The organism is Pseudomonas sp. Pseusp49 (genome assembly GCF_059491875.1).
On the sequence record NZ_CP168514.1, the window covers coordinates 2,776,006 to 2,801,795 of the forward strand.

Here is a 25,790-nt window from a genome sequence, read left to right on the forward strand (position 1 = left end):
TTTCCTGGCCGGAAAACGACGCTGGCCAAGTTGGGTGAGATGCGAGTATATAAGGGCATATTTCCCATATGTATTGGCAGAAAAGCCCGATGGATATGCAAAAACGCACAACGCAGCCCCCACTGAACTGGGACGACTTGCGCTTCTTTCTCGAAGTTGCCCGTGCGCGCACCGCCAGCGGTGCGGCCCGACGCCTGGGCGTGGACTACACCACGGTGTCGCGGCGCATCCGTGCCCTGGAGCAATGCCTGGGTGCCTTGCTGTTCGAGAAATCGCGCACCTCAGGCTTCGTCCTGACCGTGGAAGGGCAGCGTCTGGTCGGTCACGCCGAAAGCCTGGAAAGTACGCTGCTGGTGGCTTGCGAGCAGGTTTTCGGCACCACCGGGGGGCTCTCCGGGCATCTGCGCATTGGTTGCACGGAAGCCTTCGGAACCTGTTTCATCACGGCGCAGATGAGCCACTTCCTCGAGCACTACCCGAATATCTCGGCGGACATTTTGCCGGTCCCGCACTTCATCAACCTGTCACGGCGCGAGGCGGATATCGCCATCACCCTGGAGCGGCCCGAACGCGGTCCATACGTGTGCTCGCGACTGTGCGACTACCGCCTGCGCCTGTATGCGACGCCGGAGTACCTGGCCAATCATCCGTCGATCGGCTGTCGCGAAGACCTGTCCAGCCACCCGTTCGTGACCTACGTCGAAGACCTGGCCTTCAGCTTCAAGCTGCTCTACCTGAACGACCTGATGCCTGGGGCCAACTGCCGCCTGCGCAGCACCAGTGTGGTCGCCCATTACCATGCAGCCCTGGAAGGGCGGGCGCTGGCCATCCTGCCTTGCTTCCTCGCCGGCCCCGATCCCCGCCTGTGCGAAGTGCTGCCGGGTGAGGTGGAGGTCACGCGACAGTTCTGGATGTATTACAGCGAGGACCTGCGCAAGCTCAAGCGGGTCACTTTGGTAGCCGACTATCTGCGTGCTTGTGCGGAATTGAATCGTCCGTTGTTGATGGGGGAGTCCCATACGATGCACTACTTGCCGTCGCCCTGAGGGAATGGGAGGTGTGGCTTTGCAGGAGCTGCCGCAGGCTGCGATCTTGCTTCTGAAAATCAAAAGCTCGCAGCCTCGTTGCACTCGACAGCCCCTACAGGAGCATGGCGTCTGCAACGCTTTTTGTAGGAGCTGCCGCAGGCTGCGATCTTGCTTTTGAAAGTCAAAAGATCGCAGCCTCGTTGCACTCGACAGCTCCTACAGGAGCATGGCGTCTGCAGCGCTTTTTGTAGGAGCTGCCGCAGGCTGCGATCTTTTGATCCTGTTTCTGAAAATCAAAAGATCGCAGCCTCGTTGCACTCGACAGCTCCTACAGGAGCATGGCGTCTGCAGCGCTTTTTGTAGGAGCTGCCGCAGGCTGCGATCTTTTGATCCTGCTTCTGAAAATCAAAAGATCGCAGCCTCGTTGCACTCGACAGCTCCTACAGGAGCATGGTGTCTGCAGCGCTTTTTGTAGGAGCTGCCGCAGGCTGCGATCTTTTGATCCTGCTTCTGAAAATCAAAAGATCGCAGCCTCGTTGCACTCGACAGCTCCTACAGGAGAGTGGCGTCTGCAGCGCTTTTTGTAGGAGCTGCCGCAGGCTGCGATCTTTTGATCCTGCTTTTGAAAATCAAAAAATCGCAGCCTCGTTGCACTCGACAGCCCCTACAGGAGCATGGCGTCTGCAACGCTTTTTGTAGGAGCTGCCGCAGGCTGCGATCCTTTGATCCTGCTTTTGAAAATCAAAAGATCGCAGCCTCGTTGCACTCGACAGCTCCTACAGGAGCATGGCGTCTGCAGCGCTTTTTGTAGGAGCTGCCGCAGGCTGCGATCTTTTGATCCTGCTTCTGAAAATCAAAAGCTCGCAGCCTCGTTGCACTCGACAGCCCCTACAGGAGCATGGCGTCTGCAACGCTTTTTGTAGGAGCTGCCGCAGGCTGCGATCCTTTGATCCTGCTTTTGAAAATCAAAAGATCGCAGCCTCGTTGCACTCGACAGCTCCTACAGGAGCATGGCGTCTGCAGCGCTTTTTGTAGGAGCTGCCGCAGGCTGCGATCTTTTGATCCTGCTTCTGAAAATCAAAAGCTCGCAGCCTCGTTGCACTCGACAGCTCCTACAGGAGCATGGCGTCTGCAGCGCTTTTTGTAGGAGCTGCCGCAGGCTGCGATCTTTTGATCCTGCTTCTGAAAATCAAAAGCTCGCAGCCTCGTTGCACTCGACAGCTCCTACAGGAGCATGGCGTCTGCAGCGCTTTTTGTAGGAGCTTCCGCAGGCTGCGATCTTTTGATCCTGCTTCTGAACATCAAAAGCTCGCAGCCTCGTTGCACTCGACAGCTCCTACAGGAGCATGGCGTCTGCAGCGCTTTTTGTAGGAGCTGCCGCAGGCTGCGATCTTTTGATCCTGCTTCTGAAAATCAAAAGCTCGCAGCCTCGTTGCACTCGACAGCTCCTACAGGAGCATGGCGTCTGCAGCGCTTTTTGTAGGAGCTGCCGCAGGCTGCGATCTTTTGATCCTGCTTCTGAAAATCAAAAGATCGCAGCCTCGTTGCACTCGACAGCTCCTACAGGAGCATGGCGTCTGCAGCGCTTTTTGTAGGAGCTGCCGCAGGCTGCGATCCTTTGATCCTGCTTGTAAAAATCAAAAGATCGCAGCCTCGTTGCACTCGACAGCTCCTACAGGAGCATGGCGTCTGCAGCGCTTTTTGTAGGAGCTGCCGCAGGCTGCGATCTTTTGATCCTGCTTGTAAAAATCAAAAGATCGCAGCCTCGTTGCACTCGACAGCTCCTACAGGAGCATGGCGTCTGCAGCGCTTTTTGTAGGAGCTGCCGCAGGCTGCGATCCTTTGATCCTGCTTGTGAACATCAAAAGATCGCAGCCTCGTTGCACTCGACAGCTCCTACAGGAGCATGGCGTCTGCAGCGCTTTTTGTAGGAGCTGCCGCAGGCTGCGATCCTTTGATCTTGCTTTTGAAAACCCAAAGATCGCAGCCTCGTTGCACTCGACAGCTCCTACACGAGCTTGGGGAAGACAGTTGTGCCGTCATCACTGGCTGGAGCGAACGGCCCCGCCGTCGATCAACAGGTTCTGCCCGGTCAGGTAGCCTGCATGGCGGCTGCAGACGAAGGCGCACAGCGCACCGAACTCCTCGGGTGAGCCGAAGCGTTTGGCAGGAATTTCACGACGGCATTCGTCAAGGAATGCCTCACTGTCTTGCCCCATTTCGTGGGCAGCGGCGACCAGGTTATCGCGCAGTCGATCGGTGTCGAACGAGCCCGGTTGCAGGTTGTTGATCGTCACATTGCGGCTGGCAATGTTTTCTTGCCGGGCCAGCCCCGCGATGAACCCCGTCAGGCCACTGCGCGCGCCGTTGGACAGGCCCAGGCTTTCGATCGGGGACTTCACGGCGCTCGAGGTGATGTTGATGATCCGGCCAAATCCGCGTGCCGCCATACCGTCTACCGTTGCCTTGATCAGCTCGATAGGGGTCAACATGTTGGCATCCAGCGCCTTGAGCCAGGCGTCGCGATTCCATTCGCGGAAATCCCCGGGAGGAGGGCCGCCGGCGTTGTTGATCAGGATATCGAAATGCTCATGGGCCTTGAGCGCTGCCGCCCGACCCTCGGGCGTGGAAATGTCTCCAGCCACGGCGATGACCGTCACTTCAGGATTTATCGCCCTGAGCTGACGAGCTGTTTCATTCAGCGTGTCTTCGCCCCTTGCGGTGATCACCACGTTCACGCCTTCGGTAACGAGTGCCTGTGCGCAGGCTTTACCCAGGCCTTTGCTGGCGGCGCACACCAGCGCCCAACGTCCTGCAATTCCAAGATTCATGCGTGATCCACCACTGTAGACAGGTTTGGCGAACGGGCACCGATGCCCATGAAGCGTCGTACCCTCTCGCCTTCAGCTTCGCAGCGAATGGTTTCAGGGGCGGCATCGAGTTGAATGTTGCCGTTCTCCATGAAGATCACTCGATCGGAGATCGACATGGCAAAGTCCATTTCGTGGGTCACGATCAGCATGGTCATGCCTTCCCTGGCCAGGTCGCGGATCACGTTGAGCACGTCGTTGACCAGTTCCGGGTCGAGGGCCGAGGTCGGCTCGTCGAACAGCATGATCTGCGGCTCCATGGCCAGGGCCCGGGCGATCGCCACGCGCTGCTGCTGGCCGCCGGAGAGCTGGTGCGGGTACTTGTGGGCATGGGCCAGCAGGCCGACCTTGTCCAGCAGCGCATAGGCACGATGCTCACTCAGCTCGCCCGGCTGGCCGTGGTACCGCGGTGCCAGGGTGATGTTGTCGAGGATGGTGCGGTGAGGGAACAGGTTGAAGTTCTGGAACACCATGCCGATGTGCCGCACGCCTTTGCGCAGGCGCGAGCCGTTGGGTTTGTCCGAGGCTTCGATGAAGGTTTCGCCGAACAACTTGATGTCGCCGGTATCGATGCTCTCCAGGCCGTTGACCGTGCGGATCAGCGACGTCTTGCCGGAGCCGGATGGCCCGATGATCGAGACCACCTGGCCGTAATCGACATTCAGGTCGATACCCAGCAGCACCTTGTGGGTGCCATAGCTCTTCTGGATGTTGTTCAGTTGCAGGATCGGCGTGGTGTTGTTGCCTGCGGCTTTGCGCGCAATGTCCGGCAAGGCTTCGGCGCTGGCCTTGAACTTGGCGATGGTGGCCGCGTCGAGTGTGTGCGGCTTGCGGAAGTTCAGGTCCAGGTAACGCTCCAGACGCTGCAGGAAATAACCGAATACGGTGACGATCAACACGTAGTAGACGCCCACCGCCGCCAGGGTTTCCATGACCAGGAAGTTGGTGGCATAGAGGCGTTGGCCGACCGTGAGGATTTCGGTCAGGGAGATGACCGAGACCAGCGAAGTCAGCTTGACCACCGTGATGTATTCATTGATCAGGGTGGGCAGCGAAATACGGAAAGCCTGGGGGATCACGATCAGGCGTTGCATGCCGAGCACGCCGACACCCAGCGCGCGTCCGGCTTCCCTCTGGCCTTTGGCCACGGAAATCAGGCCGCCACGATGGATCTCCGCCATGTACGCCGCTTCAGTGACCACCAGGGCCAGCAACCCTGCGTAGAAGGGGTTGGACAGAATCGGTCCGCTACCGGGAAACAACTGCGGCAGGTTGTAGACGAACACCACCAGCACCAGCAACGGGATGCTGCGGAAAAACCAGATGTAGACCGCTGCGGGAATGCGCAGCAAGGGCGATTGGGACAGCTTGGCGGTGGCCAGGACAAAACCCAGCAGCATGCCGATGAACCAGGCCAGGGCACTGAGCTGGATGACCGTGACGCAGGCATTCCAGAAGTCCGGCAGGGAGAACAGGGAGAAGAAATACGACCAATCGAATTGCATGGGACACCTCGATCTGCCGCCCCCGTGCAGGGGCGGCAGATAACCAGACTACAAGGGCAGGTTCTTAGTTGGCGGTCGGTTCTTCCAGGCCGTATTTCTTGAGGATTGCTGCGTATTCTCCGCTCTTTTTCGTTTCCTCGAAGGCTTTTTGCACGGCCTGGTAGGTCTCGTCGTTACCTTTCTTGACGAAGATGCCCAGGGTTTGCTGATAGATCGGATGCTCGGTGGTGATCACGACCCGGCCATTGGTCTTTTCCGCGATCATTTTCGCGGCACCGGCGATTTCAACCTGGGCCTGGATGTTCTTGGACAGCAGGGCCTGGGTCACTTCGGGTGCCGAAGGGTACTCGCTGACGGTGATGGCGCCCTTGTTGTTCGGCACGCAGTATTCGTCGGACAGCTTCCTGAATTCCTTGACCCAGGTCGTGCCCTGTTCCAGGCCCAGCTTCAGGCCGCACAGGTCTTCAGGTTTTTTCGCATTGATCTCGCTGCCCTGGGGCACCATGACCGCGGCGCCGGTGTTGGCGTACGCGATGGTCTGCGCCTGGGTCTGGCGCTCCGGGGTGATGTACATGCCGGAAATGATCGCGTCGTACTTGCCGGAGTTCAGGCCCAGGATCAGGCTCGGGAACTTGGTGTCGACGAACTCCACCTTGGCGTTCATGTGCTTGGCCAGTGCCGTTGCCAGCTCGGGGTCCGAACCCACCACATTCTTGTCCTTGTCATAGGACTCGAAAGGAGGGTAGGTGATCTCCATGCCGACCTTGAACGTATCTGACGCGGCCATGCTCACCGAGGCACCGAACATGCCGGCTGCCAACACAGCCAGGCACAAGAGGTTCTTTTTATTGTTTTTCATTTTTACTGACTCCGGCATAGGTAGGGGTTTAGCTGAAAACTTCAATCAGGACGGTTGCGCCTGATTTTTCAAATGTCCGAAACTGGCGGGCTTGCGTGCCTTGCCTGGCAGTTGAACGTCCCCGTTGGCCACCCTCTGGCGCAGATACTGATAGGTCTGCAGCGCTTGGCCATACATGTGTTCGCCGATCGTGATCTCTTCGTAGTCGTTGCCGGCCTGGGCGAACCCGGGCAGCGGTTTGATCTGGGTGTGGTAGTCACAGGCATAAAACAGCGGGAAGGAATAACGCTCCTCCTTCACGCTGCGCACCCGGTGCGCAGTGGCAACGAATGCGCCTGCCGTCATCACCTCCAGCATGTCGCCGATGTTGACCACAAAGGCATCGGCAATCGGTGGTGCATCGATCCATTGGCCAAGATTGTTCATCACCTCAAGGCCGGGTTTGTCGGCCAGGAGGATGGTGAAGCACTCGTAATCAGTATGGGCGCCAAGACCCGGTGCGTCATGGGCGGCACCGTCGAACGGGTAGTGGATCAGGCGCAGCTTGGACGGCGGGCGGGTGACCAGGCTGTCGAAGTAGTTTTCTTCCAGGCCCAGGGTCAGGGCGAAGCCGCCGAACAGGCGCCGGCCCAGGGCGAAGATCGCTTCATAGTAGGCCTGCACCGCTGTCTTGAAACCTGCCAGCTGCGGCCAGTCGTTGGGCCCCAGCAAGGGGGTGTTGGCCAGTACCAGCGGATCATCGGCCGGGACTTCGAAGCCGACGTCGAAGGCTTCCTTGTGGTCCGGTTTGCCCTTGGAATAGACCTCTTCGCCTTCGGGCACAAAACCCTTGTGGGTCTGCGAGGTGCCGATGTAGTGGCGCATCTTGGTGTCGAGGGGCTGGTCGAAAAAGTCCTTGGCCGCCTTGCGCAGGTTGGCGATCAGTTGCGGGTCGATACCGTGATCGGTGATGTAGAGAAACCCGACGTCGCTGGCGGCGCGCCCCAATTGTTCGGCCACGGCCAGGCGGTGTTCCAGTTCAAAGCTGAACAGACCGGCGATGTTGACCACCGGGATGCTGTTGAAGTTGGCTTTGAGTGTGTCAGTGCTGGCGCTGTTGTTTTTATTGTCAGGCATGACGCATCGGCTCCCTAAGGATGGCTTGAGTGGTGGAAACGCTCGAAGTGTTCGCGCTCGGTCTGGCCCATCCACACGTTCAACGACCACAGGTCGGCGACCGGGACATTGGTGAAGGGCAAGTGATGGAGGTAGCCGTCGGCGCCGAACTCCGGCGTCAGGGTGCTGACCTGGTAACCGCGGGCCTGCTGCGAACGCCAGATGCTTTCCCAGTGCTGCTGATGGAAAGCCAGTTCTTTTGCATATTCAGGCGCCGCCGGGTGCGGAACCTGCGGTCCCTGGTCATAACCGACCCGCGCCTGGATATGGTGAACCCGCTCGATGAACGCGCTCAGGTCATCGGCCGGATCATTCAACAGACGCTCGCAGGTCACGACCCAATGGCTGATGTCACTGGTGAACAGCAGATCGGGCAGTTGCCGGATCAACTCCAGGGTCACCCAGGGGTTGAACAGCGAACGCGAGCGATGGGTTTCGAAACTGCAGACCTGACCGTGCTTGCGCGCCAGCTCCAGCGCCTGGCCAAAAAAATCCACCTGTTGCGCCAGGGACCAGCGGTCGTTGCCCGCCAGCACGTTGACGAAGCGCGGGGAGAGTTCAGCGGCCCAGGCGAGCTTCTGGTCGAGGTCATTGAGGTGGACGGCAGGCGTTGCCGACTGATCCGGCAGCACGTCGTAGGCGCTGAAGACGGTGCTGATATAGCCCAGGCGGTTGGCCTGGAGAAAGGCGCCAAACTCAGCCCGTTCGCGGGCGTCCAGTGGCAGGCGCGCTTCCATGCCATCAAAGCCCGCTTGCAGCAGCTCTTCGAGCGCCTGAGCCTTGCTGGCGGTGTAACCCCACAGCGTACGGAAAATTTCCAGCTTCATCGGTGATCCTCAAAAATCCAGGGCCTGCTGCAAAAGCACTTCGACGGCACCAGGCGGCGAAGCGATCAGTGGTCGGTGGCGGCAGAGGACTTCGAAACCGGATCCCTGCGTAACCTGATGCCACTGAGCGATGCCGAGGCTGGTTCGCTGTGGAGCCGATGTTAGGCACAGGCCGAGTGGCGAAAGAATCCGAAAGTTCAAATGAATACTTCAGACTTTCGTTAACCAATAGCTGGCTATTTATCCCGCTGGCAAGGAGGGAATTTGTGGGTGGATACGTGTCTGCGTTGGGTGTTGGCGCGGGGTGCCTTTACTACGACATCATTTTGAAGACTGCCAAGCGATCCCTGTCGTTGGGTCATGGCAATAGCATGTCGTTTGCGGTCTTGCGGGTGGCGTACGCAGACATCCGATTCGAACTGCTACCCGATCAAGGAGCCGAAGGGGCGTTCAATTTGCGACAGGTTACATTTCCGTTAACGACCAACTGATTTTTATCATTGAAATATAACTGCATGATTTATAAGTAAATAATCTATTTTCTATGTGTGTTCTTACAGTATTTTCTGTGTATACATAAAAAATACAAAGCATTGACGACACCCAGAACCCGTGCGAATCTGAATTCAACAACAAGCCGTCACCGCTGATTTGACTGCCTCGGGAGGTCATTGTGAAAAACGGCAAGAGCACTCTTTATGATGATCTCAAGCGTCAGATCCTCACGATGGAACTCGATCCTGACGAGGCGCTGGATGAGGTCGCCATCAGTGAGCGGTACGGGCTTTCGAGAACCCCGGTGCGAGAAGTATTTCGGCGTCTGGCGGGTGAGGGTTACATCGATATCAGGGAAAACCGGGGTGCCCGAGTGATTCCCATGAATCACTCGACGCTGCGAAACTTTTTCCTGGTTGCCCCCATGGTGTACGCCGCGATAGGTCGCCTGGCCGTTCAGAATTTCAAGGCTCATCAACTGGTCGACCTGAAGGAAACGCAACGCCGTTTTCGTGCCGCCACGATTTCGCGTGATGCCCTGATGATGGTCGTGGAAAACAATCGATTCCACGCAATCATGGGCGAAATGTCAGGTAATCAATACCTCGAGCCCAGCCTCGAAAGACTGCTGATTGATCATGCACGCATTGGCCATACATTTTTCCGCCCTCGTGATGAGGACATGGAGCAGCGGCTAGAGCTTTCTGCAGAACACCACGATTCTTTTATTGAAGCCATTGAGAATCGTGACGAGAACGCTGTAGTCGATCTGGTTTTTGAACATTGGGAGTTATCTCGCGAGAACATGGAAATGTTTATCGCGCCCCATGGGATGAACGCAGACCTGCCATTCCCTCTTAAGTAATACCGATCCTCGCTTGATTGGCCGAGGCTCGATACAAGTTAATGCCGAAGAAACGACGGCATTGAGTATCAATCCGCTTATAGATTGATAGGCAACAATAACGCAAACAGATGGTGAGCTTACAGCTGTGCACCACGGGCCTCTATTGTTTAGAGACTAATATAATAAGTTTTAATGTAGATCGAGGAACGCCATGAAGAAGATTTGGAAGGCAGTCTGCGCGGTCGCAATGATGGGCATGGTAATGCTGCCTGTTCATGCGGAAGAAAAAACAATCACCATGGGCACGTTGACCTGGGAAGACTTGACACCCATTACCGGTATTACCAAAAAGGTGCTTGAAGACTCCGGTTATAGCGTAAAAGTCATCGAGTTTTCCGAGTGGGGCATTGCTTATGCCGCTCTGACCAAAGGTGATATCCAGGTTCTTGCCTCGCAAACCGACTACGCGGCGAATGACTACTGGAACAAAAACAAGAACCGTCTGGAAAAACTCTCTCCGGTTTCCTATGGCCTTTACCAGGCGATCGCCGTACCTAAATACGTCGACATCGACTCAATCGAACAACTCAATGACAACGCCGAGAAATTCGGCAACAAGATCATCGGTATCGAACCAGGTTCGGGCTTGATGAATGATGCGAGCAAGGCGGTCAAGGACTACGGCATCAAGTTGCAACTGCTCGAGGGCAGTACCGCTGCCATGACAGCCGCATTGAAATCGGCAGTCGATCGTAAAGAGTGGGTTGCCGTCACTGTGTGGGAGCCTTCATGGATGGCGCAGAAGTTTGACCTGAAGTTCCTCAAGGATCCAAAGGGTGTCTTTCCTCCACCACAAGGTTACTACTGGATTGGTCATAAAGACTTCTCAAAGGAATACCCACGTGCGCGTGAGGTAATGGCCAGCGTGTACGTGCCGATTTCAGATATCACTGCAATCAACGGTGAAGTAAAGGATGGCAAGACCATGGAGCAGGCCATTCAGGGCTGGACTGATGGGCACGCAGAGCTTTTGAAGCGCTGGGAAAACATAAAGAAATAACGAGCACCTTTTTAAACGCCTTTTAAACGCCACTGCCGCCCTTTGATTCATTAGAAAAACCAGAAAAACTGGTTCGACGGGTACGAAAAATGACAACGCCCAACATTGATACCAACGAAGTGCTGATAGATTGCCAGTCAGTCTGGAAAATCTTCGGGAAAGCCGCACCTGCTGCGATGAATGCCGTTGTTCAGCAGGGGCTCACCAAGACTCAGATCCTGCAAAACTACGGCTGCGTGGTCGGGGTCTCGGATGTCAGTCTCCAGGTACGCCGGGGAGAGATCTTCTGCATCATGGGATTGTCAGGCAGTGGCAAATCTACCCTGATAAGGCTGTTGAACAAACTCATCACACCCAGCGCCGGCAAGATTGTAGTCAAGGGCAAAGAACTCTCGTCCTTGAATGCCGCACAGCTGCGGGAGGTGAGAGCGCGTCACATCGGCATGGTTTTTCAGAGCGTTGCGTTGCTGCCTAACCGTACGGTTCTGGAGAACACGGCGTTTGGACTGGAAGTACAAGGCGTGGGTAAGGCCGAGCGCTACAAGGTTGCCGAGCAGGCCTTGGCGAAAGTCGGGTTGAGCGACTGGATGTCACGCTACCCCAGCGAACTGTCCGGGGGCATGCAGCAACGGGTAGGGCTGGCTCGGGCAATCACCGCAGACCCGGAAGTGATCCTGATGGATGAGCCTTTCAGTGCACTCGATCCGTTGATTCGTCGGCAATTGCAGGATGAGTTCCGCCAACTGACCAAGGAACTGGGCAAGTCTGCTGTCTTCATCACTCACGATCTGGACGAAGCGATTCGTATCGGCGACCGGATCGCGATCATGAAGGACGGCGCGATCATTCAGGTGGGGACTGCCGAGGAGATCGTGCTCAACCCGGCGGATGATTACGTTGCGGAATTTGTCGCCGGTATCTCCAGGTTGCATCTGGTCAGGGCCGGCTCTGTCATGACGCCCGTCGAGCCGTTCAAGGTAGCAAACCCCGGTTGCGACATCGCCAGACTCACCAAAACCTCAGTCGACGCGGATATCAACGAGCTGATCGGCTTGACGATGAAGTCCGAGCGCGACGCACTCGCTGTGGTCGATAACGGAGTGGTGGTGGGGATCATTACCCCGCGTGATTTGCTGCGTGGCGTTCAAGGTATTCCAAACGAGTTCGCGGTATCGAAGGCCGCCACTGCACTGGAGGCGTCGACATGAGCACGCCTGACTTTTCCAACCAGTTCGATTCGGTCGTCGACTCGAGCCTTGAATGGCTGATGGACAATGGAGAGTCAGTGTTCGACACGACCAATGCGTTTTTGAAGGGCGTGTACGAAGGCGTGCAGTGGTGCATCGCTTATCCACCTTACTACGTCATTGCGATAGTCATTGCCCTGATCGGCTGGCGCGCAGTGGGTTTGCGTTTCGCAATCCTTACCGGCCTGGCCTTGTTGTTTTGTGATGTCATCGGTTTATGGCCAGAAACAGTCAGTACCCTTGCCTTGGTGCTGACCGCTACGGTGCTTGCGCTGGTGGTCGCGATTCCACTGGGCGTACTGGCGGGTCTCGCACCTTCGTTTGACCGGGTGGTGGATCCGTTCCTGGATCTGATCCAGACCATGCCGCCCTACATCTACTTGCTGCCGGCCATTGCGCTGCTGGGCTATGGCACCGCCACGGCACTGTTGGCGACTTTTATAGTGGCTGTGCCACCTGCCATGCGCCTGACCTCCCTGGGGATTCGCATGACGCCAAAAGAGTTCATCGAACTGGGGGACGCCAGCGGCGTCACCGGGTGGCAGATGTTTTTCAAGATCCGCCTGCCGTTTGCCATGCCAAGCATCATGGCCGGGGTCAATCAGAGTCTGATGATGGCCTTCGGCATGGTGGTCATCGCCGGCATCGTCGGTTCCGGTGGCCTGGGTGAGTCGATCTATGGCGCGGTTCGCACGCTGGACATCGCCAAGTCGATCAACGCCGCCATTGCCATTGTGATCCTGACCATGATTCTGGATCGGTTGGCGCAGAGCGCCGCGCGTTCCCGGATGGGAGAATCGAAATGACTGCTGCAGAAATCCATTTTTCACCAGGCGCATTCCTGGCACCCGCCGTCGATTGGCTCAACGCCAACTTGCACGGTCTGTTCAAAGCCATCAGCCAGGTGATCGAGGCGGTACTGGGCGGCGTTGAGGGTGCATTGCTTGCACCGCATCCCTATGCCCTGATCGGCGGGGTAGTGGTGTTGGCATTCTTCTTTGCCAACAAAAAAGTGGCGCTGTTTGCCGGGTTGATGTTGGCATTCTGTCTGTTCTCCGGGCTGTGGGTCGCGTCTATGCAAACCATTGCTTTGGTCTCGGTTGCGGTGCTGATTTCCGTATCCATCGCCTTTCCGCTCGGCGTTCTGGCAGCACGAGTGAAACGGGTCGACGAGGCGTTCCTGCCGATCCTCAACATCATGCAAACCGTACCGCCTTGGGTTTACCTGATCCCTGCCGTGATGCTGTTCAGCCTGGGACGGGTGCCCGCGATCATTGCGACCATCGTCTACGGTATTCCACCGATGCTCAGACTGACGACCCTTGCCTTCAAGCAGCTGCCCAAGGAGTTCCTTGAACTGGGCCAGGCCATCGGTGCTTCGCCGAGGGCGATACTGTTCAAGATCGAATTGCCGACTGCCGCGCCGACGCTGTTGGTGGGACTGAACCAATGCATCCTCCTGTCGCTTGCAATGGTGGTGTTGGCAGGCCTGGTGGGGGCGGGTGGACTAGGTGCTGAAGTCACCCGAGGCCTCACCAGGATGGAGATGGGGTTGGGCTTGCGTGCCGGCCTCGCGATCGTCGCTGTCGCACTCCTTCTGGATCGGCTGTCTCGCGGCGCGTTGCAGCGTCACTCCCCGCGCAAACTCGTGTGAGAGACTTTCAGAATGAGACGTAGCTTTTTTTGTGTTGATTCCCATGCGTGCGGGAACCCGGTTCGCGTCGTGACGGGGGGCGGGCCATTATTGCCCTCCGTGTCGATGGCGGAACGACGCGAGATTTTCGTTCGTGATCATGACTGGGTACGCACGGCGTTGATGTTTGAGCCTCGTGGGCACGACATCATGTCAGGCGTGATCATTTATCCAGCCTCCCGTGATGATTGCGACTTTGGTGCCTTGTTTATCGAGGTCAGCGGGTGTCTGCCCATGTGTGGGGCGGGTACCATCGGTTTGTCCACCGTGGTCATCGAAGAAGGTCTGGTCACACCTCGCGAACCTGGTCGGCTGGCCATCGAGACACCGGCAGGTCGTGTGGATGTCGACTACACCATGAACGGTGAATATGTCGACTCCATCCGGCTGTTCAATGTAGCCAGCTATCTGCACAGCGCCGATGTGGTGGTCAATGTGCCTGGCATTGGCGAGCTCGTCGTTGACATTGCCTATGGCGGTAATTTCTATGCGGTGGTCGAGCCGCAGGAAAACTGGCCTGGCTTGAATGGATTGACGACGGCAGACATCGTCAGCCTGAGTCAGAAGCTGCGCGCCGCGCTGGCGGAAGTCAGTGATCCCGTGCATCCGGAAAACAGTAGAATCAGCGGTGTTCACCATGTCATCTGGTGTGATGAAGAGCACTCAACAGCCGCTGATGGGCGCGGTGCAGTGTTCTACGGTGACAAGGCAATTGATCGCTCGCCTGGAGGTACCGGTACCTCGGCAAGAATGGCTCAACTGTTTGGCAAAGGACGCTTGAAGGTCGGGGATACGTATCGCAACGAAAGCCTGATCGGTACGATCTTCGAAGGCAAAGTCGAAGCGTCGGTGAAAGTGGGAGCGTTTGACGCAATCAGGCCCAGTATCGGTGGCTGGGCACAAATCACCGGCCACAACACCATTTTTGTCGACGACAAGGATCCCCTTCGTCATGGCTTTCAGCTTGCTTGAGCAGACCGGAGTGGCGTCAGGATGATGGGCATTTTCAATGCAGCAAATGATGCATTCCATAACGTGAAAGAGTGGATCGAAGATTGATCGAAAGACGCCAGTTCAGCGGAGGCATGAAGGGGAAAAATCTTCGCTATGTGAGTGACAACCCCAACCAGCCGACGCAAATGGTTCGAGCGGGATTCCTGCTGCTCGAGCACTTCTCGTTGCCCGCTTTCACCCAGGCGCTGGATACGATTGTCACGGCGAATCTTCTGCGCCCCAGGCTGTTCTCCTCCCGCACGTTCGGCTTGAACGACGGGGAGGTCATCAGTGATCTGGGCCTGGTCATCCGGCCAGATGCCCGTATCAATTGTTCGGTGCTTCAAGACCTCGATCTGCTGGTCGTTTGTGGCGGGTACAGGACAGAGCTCAGGGCGTCCGATGAGTTCATCCATTTGCTCAAGACAGCCGCTGGCCTGGGCATCACTCTCGCCGGGCTGTGGAATGGCGCATGGTTCCTTGGGCGCGCCGGATTGCTCGCGGGTTACCGTTGCGCCATTCATCCCGAGCACCGTCCCGCGCTTGCCGAGTTCTGCAAGGCGACGCAGGTCAGCAGTGAGCCTTACGTGATCGATCGAGACCGGCTTACAGCCTCCAGCCCTTCCGGGGCATTCCATATGGCGCTGGACTGGATCAAGGGATTGCACGACAAAGCCCTGGTCGAGGGCATCGAGGACATTCTTGCTTTTGAGGAGTCTCGCTACCGACGCATCAAGCCGACAGAGAATATCTGTTTGAGTGCACCGCTGCGCGAGGTGGTCAAGCTGATGGATGCCAACCTTGAGGAGCCCCTGGAACTGGAGCAACTGGCGGCTTACGCCGGCCGCTCACGCCGGCAACTCGAGCGCCTGTTCAGGGAGCAGTTGGGAACTACCCCGCAACGCTATTACCTGGAGTTGCGCATCACCGAAGCGCGACGGCTCCTGCAGCATACGGAACTCTCCCAGGTCGATGTGCTGGTTGCCTGTGGCTTTGTTTCACCGAGCCATTTCAGCAAGTGCTACAGCTCCTACTTTGGTTATCGCCCGTCGAAGGAAGTCCGACTGGTCAAGTAACGGTGCCCCCGATGACTCTTTGACTCCTCGTCAAGGCACGAGGGCCGATGGCGGTTTTTTCGCGCCATGGGATCGCTTTGAAGCCCCGCAAAACCACAGCCTCACCGGCCATTGGTCGCTTGGTGTTCAGGGTTGTTTTGTTTGTGTATTTTAATTGTAGACACAAAGAATAATGTTGTTTTATAGTTCGAATACAGGTAGTAGACAGCGTTCACTCACCCGTACAAAGGTTTCTGATAAATGGCTACCAAAGAACTCGATCTGCAGGCCTCCCCGGATCTGCCCGTTGACCGTAAAGCTGTGTTGGGAGAGGCGTTGCGTCGCCGGATCCTGAGCATGGAGTTGGCACCGGGCGCCGTCGTGGACGAACTGGCCTTATGCGACGAGTTCGGCCTTTCCCGACCACCTGTGCGTGAGCTCATGCGGCAGATGGCTGCCGAAGGTTACATCGATCTCGAAGCGAACCGTGCCGCGCGCGTGTCATCGATGAGCTACCAGTCGCTCAGAAGCTTCTTTCTGGCCGCGCCACTGATTTACATCGCCACCACCCAATTGGCGGCCGCGCATGCAACGCCATCCGAGATTGCAGAGTTGAAACGCATCCAGGCGTTCTTCCGCACGGCCATCGAAGAAAAAGATGTAGAGAAGCGCGTGCTCTACAACGACGAGTTCCATTTGCAGATCGGCAGGATGGCTCACAACGCATACTTGATGCCAAGTCTGCAACGCTTGCTGATCGACCATGCGCGGCTGGGGAAAATCTTCTATCGCCATCCCACGACAGTGGATATGCAAGCGGACCTGGAAGTGGCAGCGCAACAACACGACGAAATGATCAGCGCCATTGAAAACCATGATCAGGTTCTGGCGGGAGATATCGTGCGCGCGCATCTGGAATTGTCGCGACGCCGAATGTCCGAATACGCCGCGCCGGAAGGGTTGGATGTAGCACTTACCTTCTAAAAAGCAGAACCGATGCCACTTGCATGAACAGTGTGACGAGAACGTGCAGAAGGGACGCTTTTAGTAACTACAAATATAAAAGAGCCCAGGTCGCGAAAATGGCAAAAATCAGATACACACCTGCAGATGACTCTACATGCGGCTGGTTCCACCTGAGCCAGCCGAGAGTGGCCCGTCCGTCCCACTCCGGCGTTCGCTCAGCCCGCTGGGTGGTGCTGGGTGCCGGGTTTACCGGGCTTGCGGCAGCTCGCCAGTTGGCGCTGAACTTCCCGGATGATGAGGTTGTTTTGATTGAAGCCCAGGAGGTCGGTTACGGGGCCTCCGGCAGAAATGCCGGTTTTGCCATCGACCTGCCACACGATATCGGTGCAGAAGACTATATCGGCGATATCAAGACGGCAAAAATCAGTATGGCGTTGAATCTGACGGGGCAGCACATTCTGAAGGATCTCGTGGAAAAACACCGGATCGACTGTCAGTTTCGCATGTGCGGGAAGTATCAGGCGGCCATTGAAGACCGGGGTATCTCGGTTCTGGATGCTTATCGCCGTGGCCTGGACAAACTCGGGCAAGAATACGAAATGATCGAAGAGAAGGACTTGCCGGATCACATCGGCACGCATTTCTATCGCAAGGCACTGTTCACCCCAGGCACGGCACTCATCCAGCCGGCCGCCTTGGTAAAGGGCTTGGCCGACAGCCTGCCGGCCAACGTGACGCTTTATGAGAACACGCCGATTACCGAAGTGGAGTACGGCGACAAAACCATCCTCACTCACAACAACGGTCGTATTGTTGCGGACAAGTTGCTGCTGACCAATAACGCGTTCGCCATGAGCTTCGGTTTTTTGAAAGGGCGCATGTTGCCGATCTTCACCTACGGCAGCCTCACCCGGCAGTTGACGGAAGATGAGCAGGAACGTCTGGGCGGCAAACCGTATTGGGGCGTGATTCCTGCCGATCCGTTCGGCACTACCTTGCGCCGGACAACAGACAACCGCCTGTTGGTGCGTAACAGCTTCAGCTTCAATGCCGATGGACGCAGCCACCAGAAATACCTGGAGCGGTTTAGCCAGCGACACAAGGATTCGTTTGAGCGCAGATTTCCCATGCTCCCCGATGTCAATTTCGAGTACACCTGGGGCGGGTCGCTGGCGTTGTCGCGTAACCACATGGCGCACTTCGGGCAACTGGCCAACAACGTCTACGGAGCACTGTGCTGCAATGGCCTGGGCGTAACCCGCGGTACTGTGACAGGGACCTTGTTGGCCGACTGGCTGGCCGGCAAGAAAGATCCACTTATCGATTTTCTATTGTCGGCCCCGGGGCCTAACAGAAACCCGCCTGAACCCCTGCTTTCAGCAGGCGTGAATATGAACTTGCTATGGGGACAGTGCCGGGCGGGGAAAGAAAGCTGATTACGCATCACTGTAACAGGCAAGTTAAACGTTAAGTTCTTAGTTTATTGGCTGGTTCAATAAGTCCGGTGGTTTTTCATCGAGACGGCTTTAGTTTGCCTGGGTTTTTGGTTTGCGCTTCAGTCCAGGGAATTGCCGAAGCAAAATAGGAGATAATAATGACAAGTCCTAATACATCTATTGAGGATGTTCCTCTCAATAACTTCCATCGCTTGCTGACGGCCCGTTCCGGGGGCGGGTCATTTGTCGATGGGTATGTACTTAGCATTATCGGAATAGCGATGATGCAAATTACCTCAGCGCTGAATTTGTCAGAGTTCTGGCAAGGAATGATTGCAGCATCGGCTCTAATGGGTGTGTTTTTTGGTGGTTTCATCGGTGGCTGGTTGACCGATAAGCTGGGTCGAAAAAAAGTTTATTTCGTTGGGCCAACGCTGTTCATTCTTTGTTCGTTGGCACAGTTTTGGGTCGAGTCAGCGCCGGTATTGTTCGCCCTCAGATTCATCATCGGTCTGGCGGTGGGTATTGAATACCCCGTGGCCACGTCCTTGTTGGTCGAGTTCCTGCCGAAAAAGCAACGTGGCCCCAGGCTCGCAGCGTTGACCATCCTGTGGTTTGCCGGGGCGGCATTCGCCTACGTTGTCGGCACTTCAATCCTGAGTGTGGGCGGTGATGACGCCTGGCGTTATGCGCTGGCGAGTGCCGCTGTCATTGGGCTGGTGCTGCTATTGCTGCGTGTTGGCACACCTGAGTCTGCGCGCTGGCTCTTGAGCAAAGGGCGCGAGGGTGATGCGGAACGCGTGATCAAGCGTGTGTACGGTCAGCACTATTCGCTTAGAGACCTGCCTGAAGAGCCAGACCAGAAGAAAATGTCATTCCGGGATTTGCTTCATTCCGGGTACGGGAAACGCTTGTTCTTTGTTTCGATCTTCTGGTCCTGCTCGATTATTCCGGTTTTTGCCGTCTATGCCTTCGCCCCCAAGGTTCTCCTTGCGTTGAATCTGAAAGAGGCGTGGGCCTCATACGGTTCCATGGCCATCACGATGTTGTTTGTTGTGGGTTGTGTGGTCGCGACAAGGCTGATCAACACGATTGGCCGGCGCTGCATGCTGATACACAGTTTTCTATGGTCTGGTCTGGCTCTGTTGGGGCTGGCGACTTTTTCAAACAGCAATGAAGTTCTGGTGCTCTTGCTGTTCGGCGCCTACGCGGTATTCATCGGTGGAGCACAAGTTCTGCAACTTGTTTATCCGAACGAGTTGTTCCCTACGGAAATTCGCGCATTTGCCGTAGGCATTGGAACTTCTCTTTCCCGTGTGGGAGCAGCTGTCGGCACTTACCTGGTACCTGTTTCGCTGCAGACACTGGGTATCGGCAACACGATGTATGTGGCCGCAGTGGTCACCTTTATCGGGCTGATGGCGGCTTGGGCCATGGCTCCCGAAACACGTTCGCTGAACTTGCGTGATGCGGCGGCGCTTACCAATTAAGTCGTTGGGGCCGTGACAAATGGCGGTCGACGCCAGGTTGGAAAACATTCCCTTAGTGATGGAGAGGCAATCATGAAATTCGAAGGCATTTATACCCCGGCAATCACTCCTTTGACCGCAAGCGGTGAGATCGACAAGGCGGCTTTCTCCGACGTGCTGGAGTATCTGATCGAGTCGAAAGTACACGGCATCATCATCGGCGGTTCGACCGGCGAGTACTACGCCCATACTGCTCAAGAACGCATCGAACTGGCGACCCAGGCTAAGGATGTCATCGGCGCACGGCTGCCACTGGTGATTGGTACCGGAGCAATCCGCACTGAAGATTCCGTCGAATATGCCAAGGCCGCCCGTGAGATCAAGGCTGATGCAATTCTGGTGGGCTCTCCGCCTTATGCATTGCCGACCGAGAAGGAAAACGCCATCCATGCGCTGACCGTGGATCGCGCTGCGGGCCTGCCGATCATGCTCTACAACTACCCTGCACGCATGGGCGTCAGCATGGGGCCGGAGTATTTCGCGGCCGTTGCCGAAAGCAAAAACATCGTGGCCATCAAGGAAAGTTCCGGCGACATGGCGCAAGTCCATCGTCTGGCACGGGAGTATCCGAACATCAGCCTGTCCTGTGGTTGGGATGACCAGGCACTGGAATTCTTCGCCTGGGGCGCGCGCAGCTGGGTTTGCGCCGGCTCGAACTTCATTCCCCGCGAGCACGTTGCGCTCTACGAGGCCTGTGTCGTCGAGAAGGACTTCGATAAAGGTCGCAAGATCATGAGCGCCTTCATGCCGCTGATGGACTTCCTGGAAAGCGGAAAATTCGTGCAGTCGATCAAGGTTGGCTGCGCGTTGAATGGTCTTCGCACAGGTGGTGTACGTTCGCCTCTGCAACCCCTGTACGACCACGAGAAGCAGGCCTTGCAGGACATCATCACCACGCTCAAACGTGACGTCGCCCAGGTGACCGGGAGCGCAAAATGACTGGCCTTCTCAGCGCGGCAGAATATGCCGCCATCGCGCAGGAACTGAAGTTTCCGACTCAGTCGTTCGTCAACGGGGCGTCCTACATCTCGGTGTCGGGCAAAACGTTTACGACAATCAACCCTGCGACCAATGACGTACTGGCCGAGATTACTGCCTGCAACGCTCAAGACGTTGACTTCGCGGTGGCCAAGGCCAAGGAAGCATTCGAAGATGGACGCTGGCATAAGCTGAGCCCAGGCGAGCGCAAGAAGGTGTTGTTGCGCTTTGCCGATCTGCTGGAGCAGCACTCGCACGAGCTGTCTGTCCTGGAAAGTCTGGATAGCGGCAAACCCGTGCGCGAGTGCCAGCTCACGGATGTTCCGGAAACCATTCACATGATCCGCTGGCATGCAGAGTTGATCGACAAGATCTACGACAGTACCGCACCGGTCGGTTCCGGCGCGTTGAGCCTGGTAGTACGAGAAGCCATCGGGGTTGTCGGCCTGGTGCTGCCCTGGAACTTCCCGCTGCTCATGCTGGCGTGGAAGATCGGCCCATCACTGGCCGCAGGCTGCTCCATCATCGTCAAACCCGCCAAGGAAACCACGTTGACGGCGCTGCGTGTCGCCGAGTTGGCTTATGAGGCCGGCGTGCCGGCCGGTGTCTTCAACGTGCTGTCGGGCGGGGGCAGTGAAGTCGGCGAACCGCTTGGTCGTCACATGGACGTATCCATGGTCAGCTTTACCGGCTCGACAGCAACAGGGCGCCGGTTCCTGAACTACGCGGCGGATTCGAACCTCAAGCGCATTGTGCTGGAGTGTGGTGGCAAGAATCCGGCTGTCGTGATGGATGACATTGAAGATCTGGATCTGGTCGCGAGCCACGTCGTCAATGGCGCATTCTGGAACATGGGCGAGAACTGTTCGGCGTCTTCGCGCTTGATCGTACACGCCGACATCAAGGTCGAGTTGTTGAAACGCATCGGCGTTCAAATGCGCGAGTGGAAAATGGGCAATCCACTGGATCCGGAAAATCGCCTGGGTGCCATGGTCAGCAAGGCGCATTTCGAGAAGGTTCGCTCCTATCTGGAGCAAGCCGCAGTTGAGAAGCTCGACGTCGTTTATGGCGGCCACACCGAGAGCGATATTTTCGTTGAACCGACCGTTGTTGATGGCGTAGGTGTCGATAGCCGACTGTTCCAGGAAGAAATCTTCGGCCCTGTGCTGGCGGTGACAACGTTCAACACCGTTGACGAGGCCATAGCCCTGGCCAATGACTCGGTGTATGGCCTGGCAGCCTCGGTCTACACCGACAACCTGCGCAACGCCATCAAGCTTTCACGCGAAATTCGCGCGGGGATCGTGACGGTCAACTGCTTCGGTGAAGGTGATGCATCCACGCCGTTTGGTGGATACAAGGAGTCCGGGTTCGGCGGGCGCGACAAGTCAATCTGGGCCCACGATCAGTACACCGAAATCAAGACGATCTGGATCGACGTCTCGGAACGGTAACTTACCGGGCTGATGAACAGCGGTATGCACACTCATCCCGAATACCACGAATGTCGGGATGGGTGCTGCTCCCTTCAAAAAACGCGGCACCCGACGCCCCTCGTGCACGCTTCGCTGCGGCCTGTTGATGTCATGGGGCTGGGGTGACGGTGATAGTCGAGAGTTTTCTAAGAGAAGGAGAGGGGACGTCGTTATTGAGTCTGGTAGATCGGTCGAAAGGCAATTAGATTCCGGCTTGCAAGGGTGTAGCCAAAGTTTGACTGAAGGACACGACATGACATACCGAACAGCAACAGAAGCTTTTTTAAAGGGCGTTCGAACGCTCATCCCATTGACTCCCGGTGTCGTTCCATTCGGCTTGATCACTGGGGTCATGGCGATCGAGATGGGCATGTCGCCAGGCATGAGCATGGGAATGACATTGCTCTTCTACTCGGGGTCCGCCCAGCTGGTTGCACTCCAGCTACTGCAAAATGGCGCCTTGCCTGTGACGATTGTGGTCACGGCCTTGATCATCAACTTGCGCTTTATCATGTACAGCGCTTCGTTAGCCCCTCATCTGCACCACTTGCCTCGTCGCTGGACGTGGCCGGTGTCCTACCTGCTTTCTGACCAGTCCTATGCGCTTTGCACGCTGAAGTTTTCGTCAGGTGAACTGGGGCGGTTCGCACCCTATTTTTATGCCGGGACAGCGGTTGCCATGTGGCTGACCTGGCAGCTATCAGTGTTTGCAGGGGTGTATCTGGGCGCAAGCATTCCTGAGACCTGGTCGTTGAGCTTTGCTGTACCCCTTTCGTTTCTAGCGCTACTCGTTCCGGGCATACGCGGTGCGGCGAGCTTGGGGGCGGCGGTAACAGGGGGGCTGATTGCAGTGTCAGCGGTAAGTTTGCCCTACAACCTTGGGTTGGTAACGGCTTCCCTGGGTGGAGTCATTGCAGGGTTATTGATTGAAAGCACCGGCAAAAAAAACTTGAGCAGTGCTTCAGCCAGTCACGTCGAGAGGGAAACCCCATGAGTGATTTGTCTTTGTGGGGGATGTTTCTGGCGGTCGGCATCGGAACCTTTGTCATGCGTCTTTCTTTTGTCGAGCTTTATGGCCGGTGGCGAATTCCCACGCTGCTGAGTCGAGCCTTGGTGTATGTGCCGGCCAGCGTGCTGGCAGCTCTGGTTTCACCCTCGGTGGTGTACCCCAATGGACAGGGTGAATTTGCGTTCGCCAATCCCCAGATTCCCGCGGCTATTATCGCTGCATGGATCGCCTGGAAGACTCGAAGTACAGTCCTGACACTGGCGGTTGGTATGGCGGCCCTGTGGGGGTTCAAGTTTATGGCGTTGTAATCCTCCAAGGGGCTGGCTGTGCGTCATTGATGACGACCGCACCTTGTTGGGGATCTCCCTCGGCAAGCATTTGTTTGAGGCGTTCGCGCTCTTCAGTTCCCGGCAGTACACCCGAGGTTGTCGCCTCCACTACAGTGACTCCTTCTGCGTTGAAAATCATGACTTCGGCTTTTGCGCGACCCCGCTCATCGATGTCAGTGACGAGCCAATGGCAGGTGATCTGTTCTCCCGCGTAAACGGGATGCTTGAACTGGAAACTCATCCCTGTCGCCAGCCAGCCGATTTGCCCGCCAATTTCGGTGACGAGGCTGGCGGTCAGAAGGCCATGGGCAATGGGCGCCTTGAACCTGCGCAGTTGCGCGTAGCGCGCATCGCAGTGAACGGGGTTGTAGTCTCGAGAGATTTGCGCGAACTGACGAATGTCATCCTCTGTAAAACAGCGGACTATGGTGAATCGGTCACCGACCTGGAGACCATCGGCGGCACGTTCTCTCGGGCTTTTCATAAGCGCTCCATGGTAGCGGTGAAGCAGGGGCTAAAACGCAAAATGCATTGCCGATCAAGGATCAGCCGCGGGTCTGTTCGATCAGCAGCACCAGCGCGATGATGATCATGGCGGCTCCAGAAAATCGGCTGACTCTTTGAGCGGCCGCAGGGCGCGCCCGAAGAATGACTTGCGAGCCAAATCCGACCAGCAGGTAGATCACGCCACAACTGACAGTGTGGACGAGTCCCAACGCAATCATTTGCATCGGTACGGGCCAGGGAGCAGTCGCGTCGGCAAATTGAGGCAAGAGCGCCAGGAATAGCAGGAACACTTTCGGATTCAGTCCGCTCACGCAAAGCCCCTTGAGCGCCCAGCGCTTCCATGAGCCCGACGCCTGAGTTTCATCCGCGTGAGGTGTAGAAGGGCGGGCAAGCATGTTGGCGCCCAACCAAAGCAGGTAACCCGCTCCGGCAACCGTAAGCCCCGACAAGGCCACAGGATGGTTGGCGACCAATGTGCCCACACCGCCGGCAACAATCATGGTGGCGATCAAATGGCCGGATAACAGACCGCCCACTGCGGGCAGGACGACTCGATGCTTCAGCCCTGCCGAAATCGCGTAGGCCCAATCGGCGCCCGGCGTGATGATGAACAGAATCGATACAGCCCAGAACGCAACGAAAACGCTAAAGGTCATGGCGCTACCTGCTCCTTGAGTCAAAGGCCGCATCTGCATCGTTTCCAGCGCTGCGCGGCAATGAATGATTGAAGGAAGAATAATGAAATCTTGTTAGAATTTACTTTCAAAGATGGTCATCAAAACGGCTCTGTTTGGGAGATTCTTCTATATGGACAGGATTGATCGAAAAATTCTTTCCGAGCTACAAAAGGATGGTCGCCTGTCGGTCACCGAACTGGCCGAGCGCGTGGGCCTGAGCCTTTCCCCGTGCCATCGGCGAGTCAGGGCCTTGGAGGAGTCTGGAGTGTTGCTGGGTTATCGCGCACGACTGGACCCTGGCGCACTCGGCCTGAACTTTTCCGCCATGGTGTTTGCCACACTTCGGGAGGGTGACAGGCAAGCTGTAGAAGCTTTCGAGACGGCGCTCGTCGAAATACCCCAGGTGGTCGATGCCCAGCGTCTGTTTGGGGAGCCGGACTACCTGCTGCACGTGGTAACCCAGGATCTGCCTGCCTTTCAGAGACTTTACGATGAGAGCCTCTCGACGTTACCCAACGTGCAACGGCTGACCTCGACGCTCGTCATGAAACGGGTCGTCCAGGACAGGCCCCTTCCTTTCTGATGGACAGGCTGCATGTGGTTCTTTATGAACGTCGGGAGCGACCGCTTTTGGCCGTTCCATGCCGGTCACGGCTGGCTGCTTTTGGCTGCAGCCCTCTCGACTCATGGCTGTCAATCACCCAAGGCGCTACGCTCGCAGGCACGCTCCCTCAAGTACGGACGAAGCCGATATGAACCACATGCTTGATCGTTTACGTGCCTGGGCCAGAAACCTGAAACGGGAAACGATGGTCCTCTGGTTTTGCTTTCAGCATCCGCAAACCCCCTGGTTACCCAAATGGATTTCGGTTTTTGTCGTGGCGTATGCACTGAGTCCAATCGACCTCATCCCCGATTTCATTCCTGTGCTTGGGTATCTGGACGATGTGATTATTTTGCCGCTTGGCATTCTGCTCGCTATTCGCTTGATGCCTGCGCAGGTGCTCGAGGAGTGCCGGTTCAAAGCGAGTGAGTGGGAGAAAAGCCACAAGAAGCGGCCAGCGAACAGAATTGCTGCGGTGATTGTTGTATTGGTCTGGCTCGTTGCTGCGGGCAGCTTGGCAGCTTGGTTGCTGTGAGCCGGGGTTATTGCTCAACCCATGCGTCAGTGCTGATTCTATTTTTTTGAACTCGGGCTGAAAGCACTTATCCAAAAAAATATGTGGGAATGTTTCCCACGCAACGATGCC

At 56.6% G+C, this 25,790-nt stretch carries 24 protein-coding genes; 17 read left to right on the forward strand and 7 right to left on the reverse strand.

Going from position 1 to position 25,790, the window contains the following annotated elements:
- Positions 1 to 68: 68 nt before the first annotated feature.
- Positions 69 to 1,046, forward strand: coding sequence for a LysR family transcriptional regulator (locus ACEN83_RS12575; protein WP_007978286.1), 978 nt, complete (start codon positions 69 to 71; stop codon positions 1,044 to 1,046).
- 2,024 nt (positions 1,047 to 3,070) lie between these two features.
- On the opposite strand, the gene ACEN83_RS12580 is transcribed toward ACEN83_RS12575, so the two are convergent.
- The 5 genes from ACEN83_RS12580 to ACEN83_RS12600 all read right to left on the reverse strand — a co-directional run bounded on the left by ACEN83_RS12580 (position 3,071) and on the right by ACEN83_RS12600 (position 8,244).
- On the reverse strand, positions 3,071 to 3,859 hold the full coding sequence (locus ACEN83_RS12580) for an SDR family oxidoreductase (protein WP_116582684.1): 789 nt from the start codon (positions 3,857 to 3,859) through the stop codon (positions 3,071 to 3,073).
- On the reverse strand, positions 3,856 to 5,403 hold the full coding sequence (locus ACEN83_RS12585; protein ID WP_495580476.1) for an amino acid ABC transporter permease/ATP-binding protein: 1,548 nt from the start codon (positions 5,401 to 5,403) through the stop codon (positions 3,856 to 3,858). Before ACEN83_RS12585 ends, ACEN83_RS12580 begins: the two co-directional genes overlap by 4 nt.
- A 64-nt stretch (positions 5,404 to 5,467) precedes the next feature.
- A complete protein-coding gene (locus ACEN83_RS12590; RefSeq protein ID WP_116582686.1) occupies positions 5,468 to 6,262 on the reverse strand; it encodes an ABC transporter substrate-binding protein in 795 nt (264 codons plus the stop codon).
- A 45-nt stretch (positions 6,263 to 6,307) separates the two neighbouring features.
- Complete coding sequence (locus tag ACEN83_RS12595) at positions 6,308 to 7,378, reverse strand: isopenicillin N synthase family dioxygenase (RefSeq protein ID WP_116582687.1); 1,071 nt, start codon at positions 7,376 to 7,378, stop codon at positions 6,308 to 6,310.
- Positions 7,379 to 7,392: 14 nt separating this feature from the next.
- Complete coding sequence (locus ACEN83_RS12600) at positions 7,393 to 8,244, reverse strand: sugar phosphate isomerase/epimerase family protein (protein WP_495580477.1); 852 nt, start codon at positions 8,242 to 8,244, stop codon at positions 7,393 to 7,395.
- 673 nt (positions 8,245 to 8,917) lie between these two features.
- Between ACEN83_RS12600 and ACEN83_RS12605 the strand changes: the two genes are divergently transcribed.
- From ACEN83_RS12605 to ACEN83_RS12670, 14 genes are all read left to right on the forward strand, one after another.
- A complete protein-coding gene (locus ACEN83_RS12605) occupies positions 8,918 to 9,604 on the forward strand; it encodes a GntR family transcriptional regulator (RefSeq protein ID WP_116582690.1) in 687 nt (228 codons plus the stop codon).
- A 193-nt stretch (positions 9,605 to 9,797) separates the two neighbouring features.
- Positions 9,798 to 10,646, forward strand: coding sequence for a glycine betaine ABC transporter substrate-binding protein (locus tag ACEN83_RS12610; RefSeq protein ID WP_495580478.1), 849 nt, complete (start codon positions 9,798 to 9,800; stop codon positions 10,644 to 10,646).
- A gap of 89 nt (positions 10,647 to 10,735) precedes the next feature.
- Complete coding sequence (locus ACEN83_RS12615) at positions 10,736 to 11,854, forward strand: quaternary amine ABC transporter ATP-binding protein (RefSeq protein ID WP_495580479.1); 1,119 nt, start codon at positions 10,736 to 10,738, stop codon at positions 11,852 to 11,854.
- Complete coding sequence (locus ACEN83_RS12620; protein ID WP_108232451.1) at positions 11,851 to 12,699, forward strand: ABC transporter permease; 849 nt, start codon at positions 11,851 to 11,853, stop codon at positions 12,697 to 12,699. The genes ACEN83_RS12615 and ACEN83_RS12620 overlap by 4 nt, the downstream gene beginning before the upstream one ends.
- Entirely contained in the window at positions 12,696 to 13,547 is an 852-nt protein-coding gene (locus tag ACEN83_RS12625) for an ABC transporter permease (RefSeq protein WP_116582693.1), read from the forward strand. Before ACEN83_RS12620 ends, ACEN83_RS12625 begins: the two co-directional genes overlap by 4 nt.
- A 12-nt stretch (positions 13,548 to 13,559) precedes the next feature.
- The gene (locus ACEN83_RS12630) at positions 13,560 to 14,558 is read left to right on the forward strand and encodes a 4-hydroxyproline epimerase (RefSeq protein WP_495580480.1); all 999 of its coding nucleotides are present in this window, start codon (positions 13,560 to 13,562) and stop codon (positions 14,556 to 14,558) included.
- 113 nt (positions 14,559 to 14,671) lie between these two features.
- Positions 14,672 to 15,655: a GlxA family transcriptional regulator gene (locus tag ACEN83_RS12635; RefSeq protein WP_116582753.1), complete on the forward strand. Its 984-nt coding sequence runs from the start codon at positions 14,672 to 14,674 to the stop codon at positions 15,653 to 15,655.
- 240 nt (positions 15,656 to 15,895) lie between these two features.
- Positions 15,896 to 16,618 (forward strand): GntR family transcriptional regulator, encoded by a 723-nt coding sequence (locus tag ACEN83_RS12640; protein ID WP_116582695.1) that lies wholly within the window; start codon positions 15,896 to 15,898, stop codon positions 16,616 to 16,618.
- 98 nt (positions 16,619 to 16,716) lie between these two features.
- Entirely contained in the window at positions 16,717 to 18,036 is a 1,320-nt protein-coding gene (locus ACEN83_RS12645; protein ID WP_116582696.1) for an NAD(P)/FAD-dependent oxidoreductase, read from the forward strand.
- 158 nt (positions 18,037 to 18,194) lie between these two features.
- Positions 18,195 to 19,526 carry an MFS transporter gene (locus ACEN83_RS12650; RefSeq protein ID WP_116582697.1) on the forward strand — a complete coding sequence of 444 codons (1,332 nt, stop codon included), beginning with the start codon at positions 18,195 to 18,197 and terminating at the stop codon, positions 19,524 to 19,526.
- A 72-nt stretch (positions 19,527 to 19,598) separates the two neighbouring features.
- The gene (locus ACEN83_RS12655; RefSeq protein WP_495580481.1) at positions 19,599 to 20,504 is read left to right on the forward strand and encodes a dihydrodipicolinate synthase family protein; all 906 of its coding nucleotides are present in this window, start codon (positions 19,599 to 19,601) and stop codon (positions 20,502 to 20,504) included.
- Positions 20,501 to 21,997 carry an aldehyde dehydrogenase gene (locus tag ACEN83_RS12660; protein ID WP_116582699.1) on the forward strand — a complete coding sequence of 499 codons (1,497 nt, stop codon included), beginning with the start codon at positions 20,501 to 20,503 and terminating at the stop codon, positions 21,995 to 21,997. Before ACEN83_RS12655 ends, ACEN83_RS12660 begins: the two co-directional genes overlap by 4 nt.
- Before the next feature lie 274 nt (positions 21,998 to 22,271).
- Positions 22,272 to 23,012 carry an AzlC family ABC transporter permease gene (locus tag ACEN83_RS12665; protein ID WP_495580482.1) on the forward strand — a complete coding sequence of 247 codons (741 nt, stop codon included), beginning with the start codon at positions 22,272 to 22,274 and terminating at the stop codon, positions 23,010 to 23,012.
- The gene (locus ACEN83_RS12670) at positions 23,009 to 23,335 is read left to right on the forward strand and encodes an AzlD domain-containing protein (RefSeq protein ID WP_116582701.1); all 327 of its coding nucleotides are present in this window, start codon (positions 23,009 to 23,011) and stop codon (positions 23,333 to 23,335) included. Before ACEN83_RS12665 ends, ACEN83_RS12670 begins: the two co-directional genes overlap by 4 nt.
- On the opposite strand, the gene ACEN83_RS12675 is transcribed toward ACEN83_RS12670, so the two are convergent.
- Positions 23,322 to 23,840: a MaoC family dehydratase gene (locus tag ACEN83_RS12675; RefSeq protein WP_495580483.1), complete on the reverse strand. Its 519-nt coding sequence runs from the start codon at positions 23,838 to 23,840 to the stop codon at positions 23,322 to 23,324. The two genes, ACEN83_RS12670 and ACEN83_RS12675, sit on opposite strands and share 14 nt — an antisense overlap.
- A gap of 61 nt (positions 23,841 to 23,901) precedes the next feature.
- Positions 23,902 to 24,519, reverse strand: coding sequence for a LysE family translocator (locus ACEN83_RS12680; RefSeq protein ID WP_495580484.1), 618 nt, complete (start codon positions 24,517 to 24,519; stop codon positions 23,902 to 23,904).
- Between the two features lie 151 nt (positions 24,520 to 24,670).
- On the opposite strand from ACEN83_RS12680, the gene ACEN83_RS12685 reads away from it, so the two are divergent.
- Both ACEN83_RS12685 and ACEN83_RS12690 read left to right on the forward strand, forming a co-directional pair.
- The gene (locus ACEN83_RS12685; protein ID WP_095967251.1) at positions 24,671 to 25,123 is read left to right on the forward strand and encodes an Lrp/AsnC family transcriptional regulator; all 453 of its coding nucleotides are present in this window, start codon (positions 24,671 to 24,673) and stop codon (positions 25,121 to 25,123) included.
- A 169-nt stretch (positions 25,124 to 25,292) separates the two neighbouring features.
- Complete coding sequence (locus ACEN83_RS12690) at positions 25,293 to 25,679, forward strand: YkvA family protein (protein ID WP_495580485.1); 387 nt, start codon at positions 25,293 to 25,295, stop codon at positions 25,677 to 25,679.
- The last annotated feature ends 111 nt before the right edge of the window (positions 25,680 to 25,790 follow it).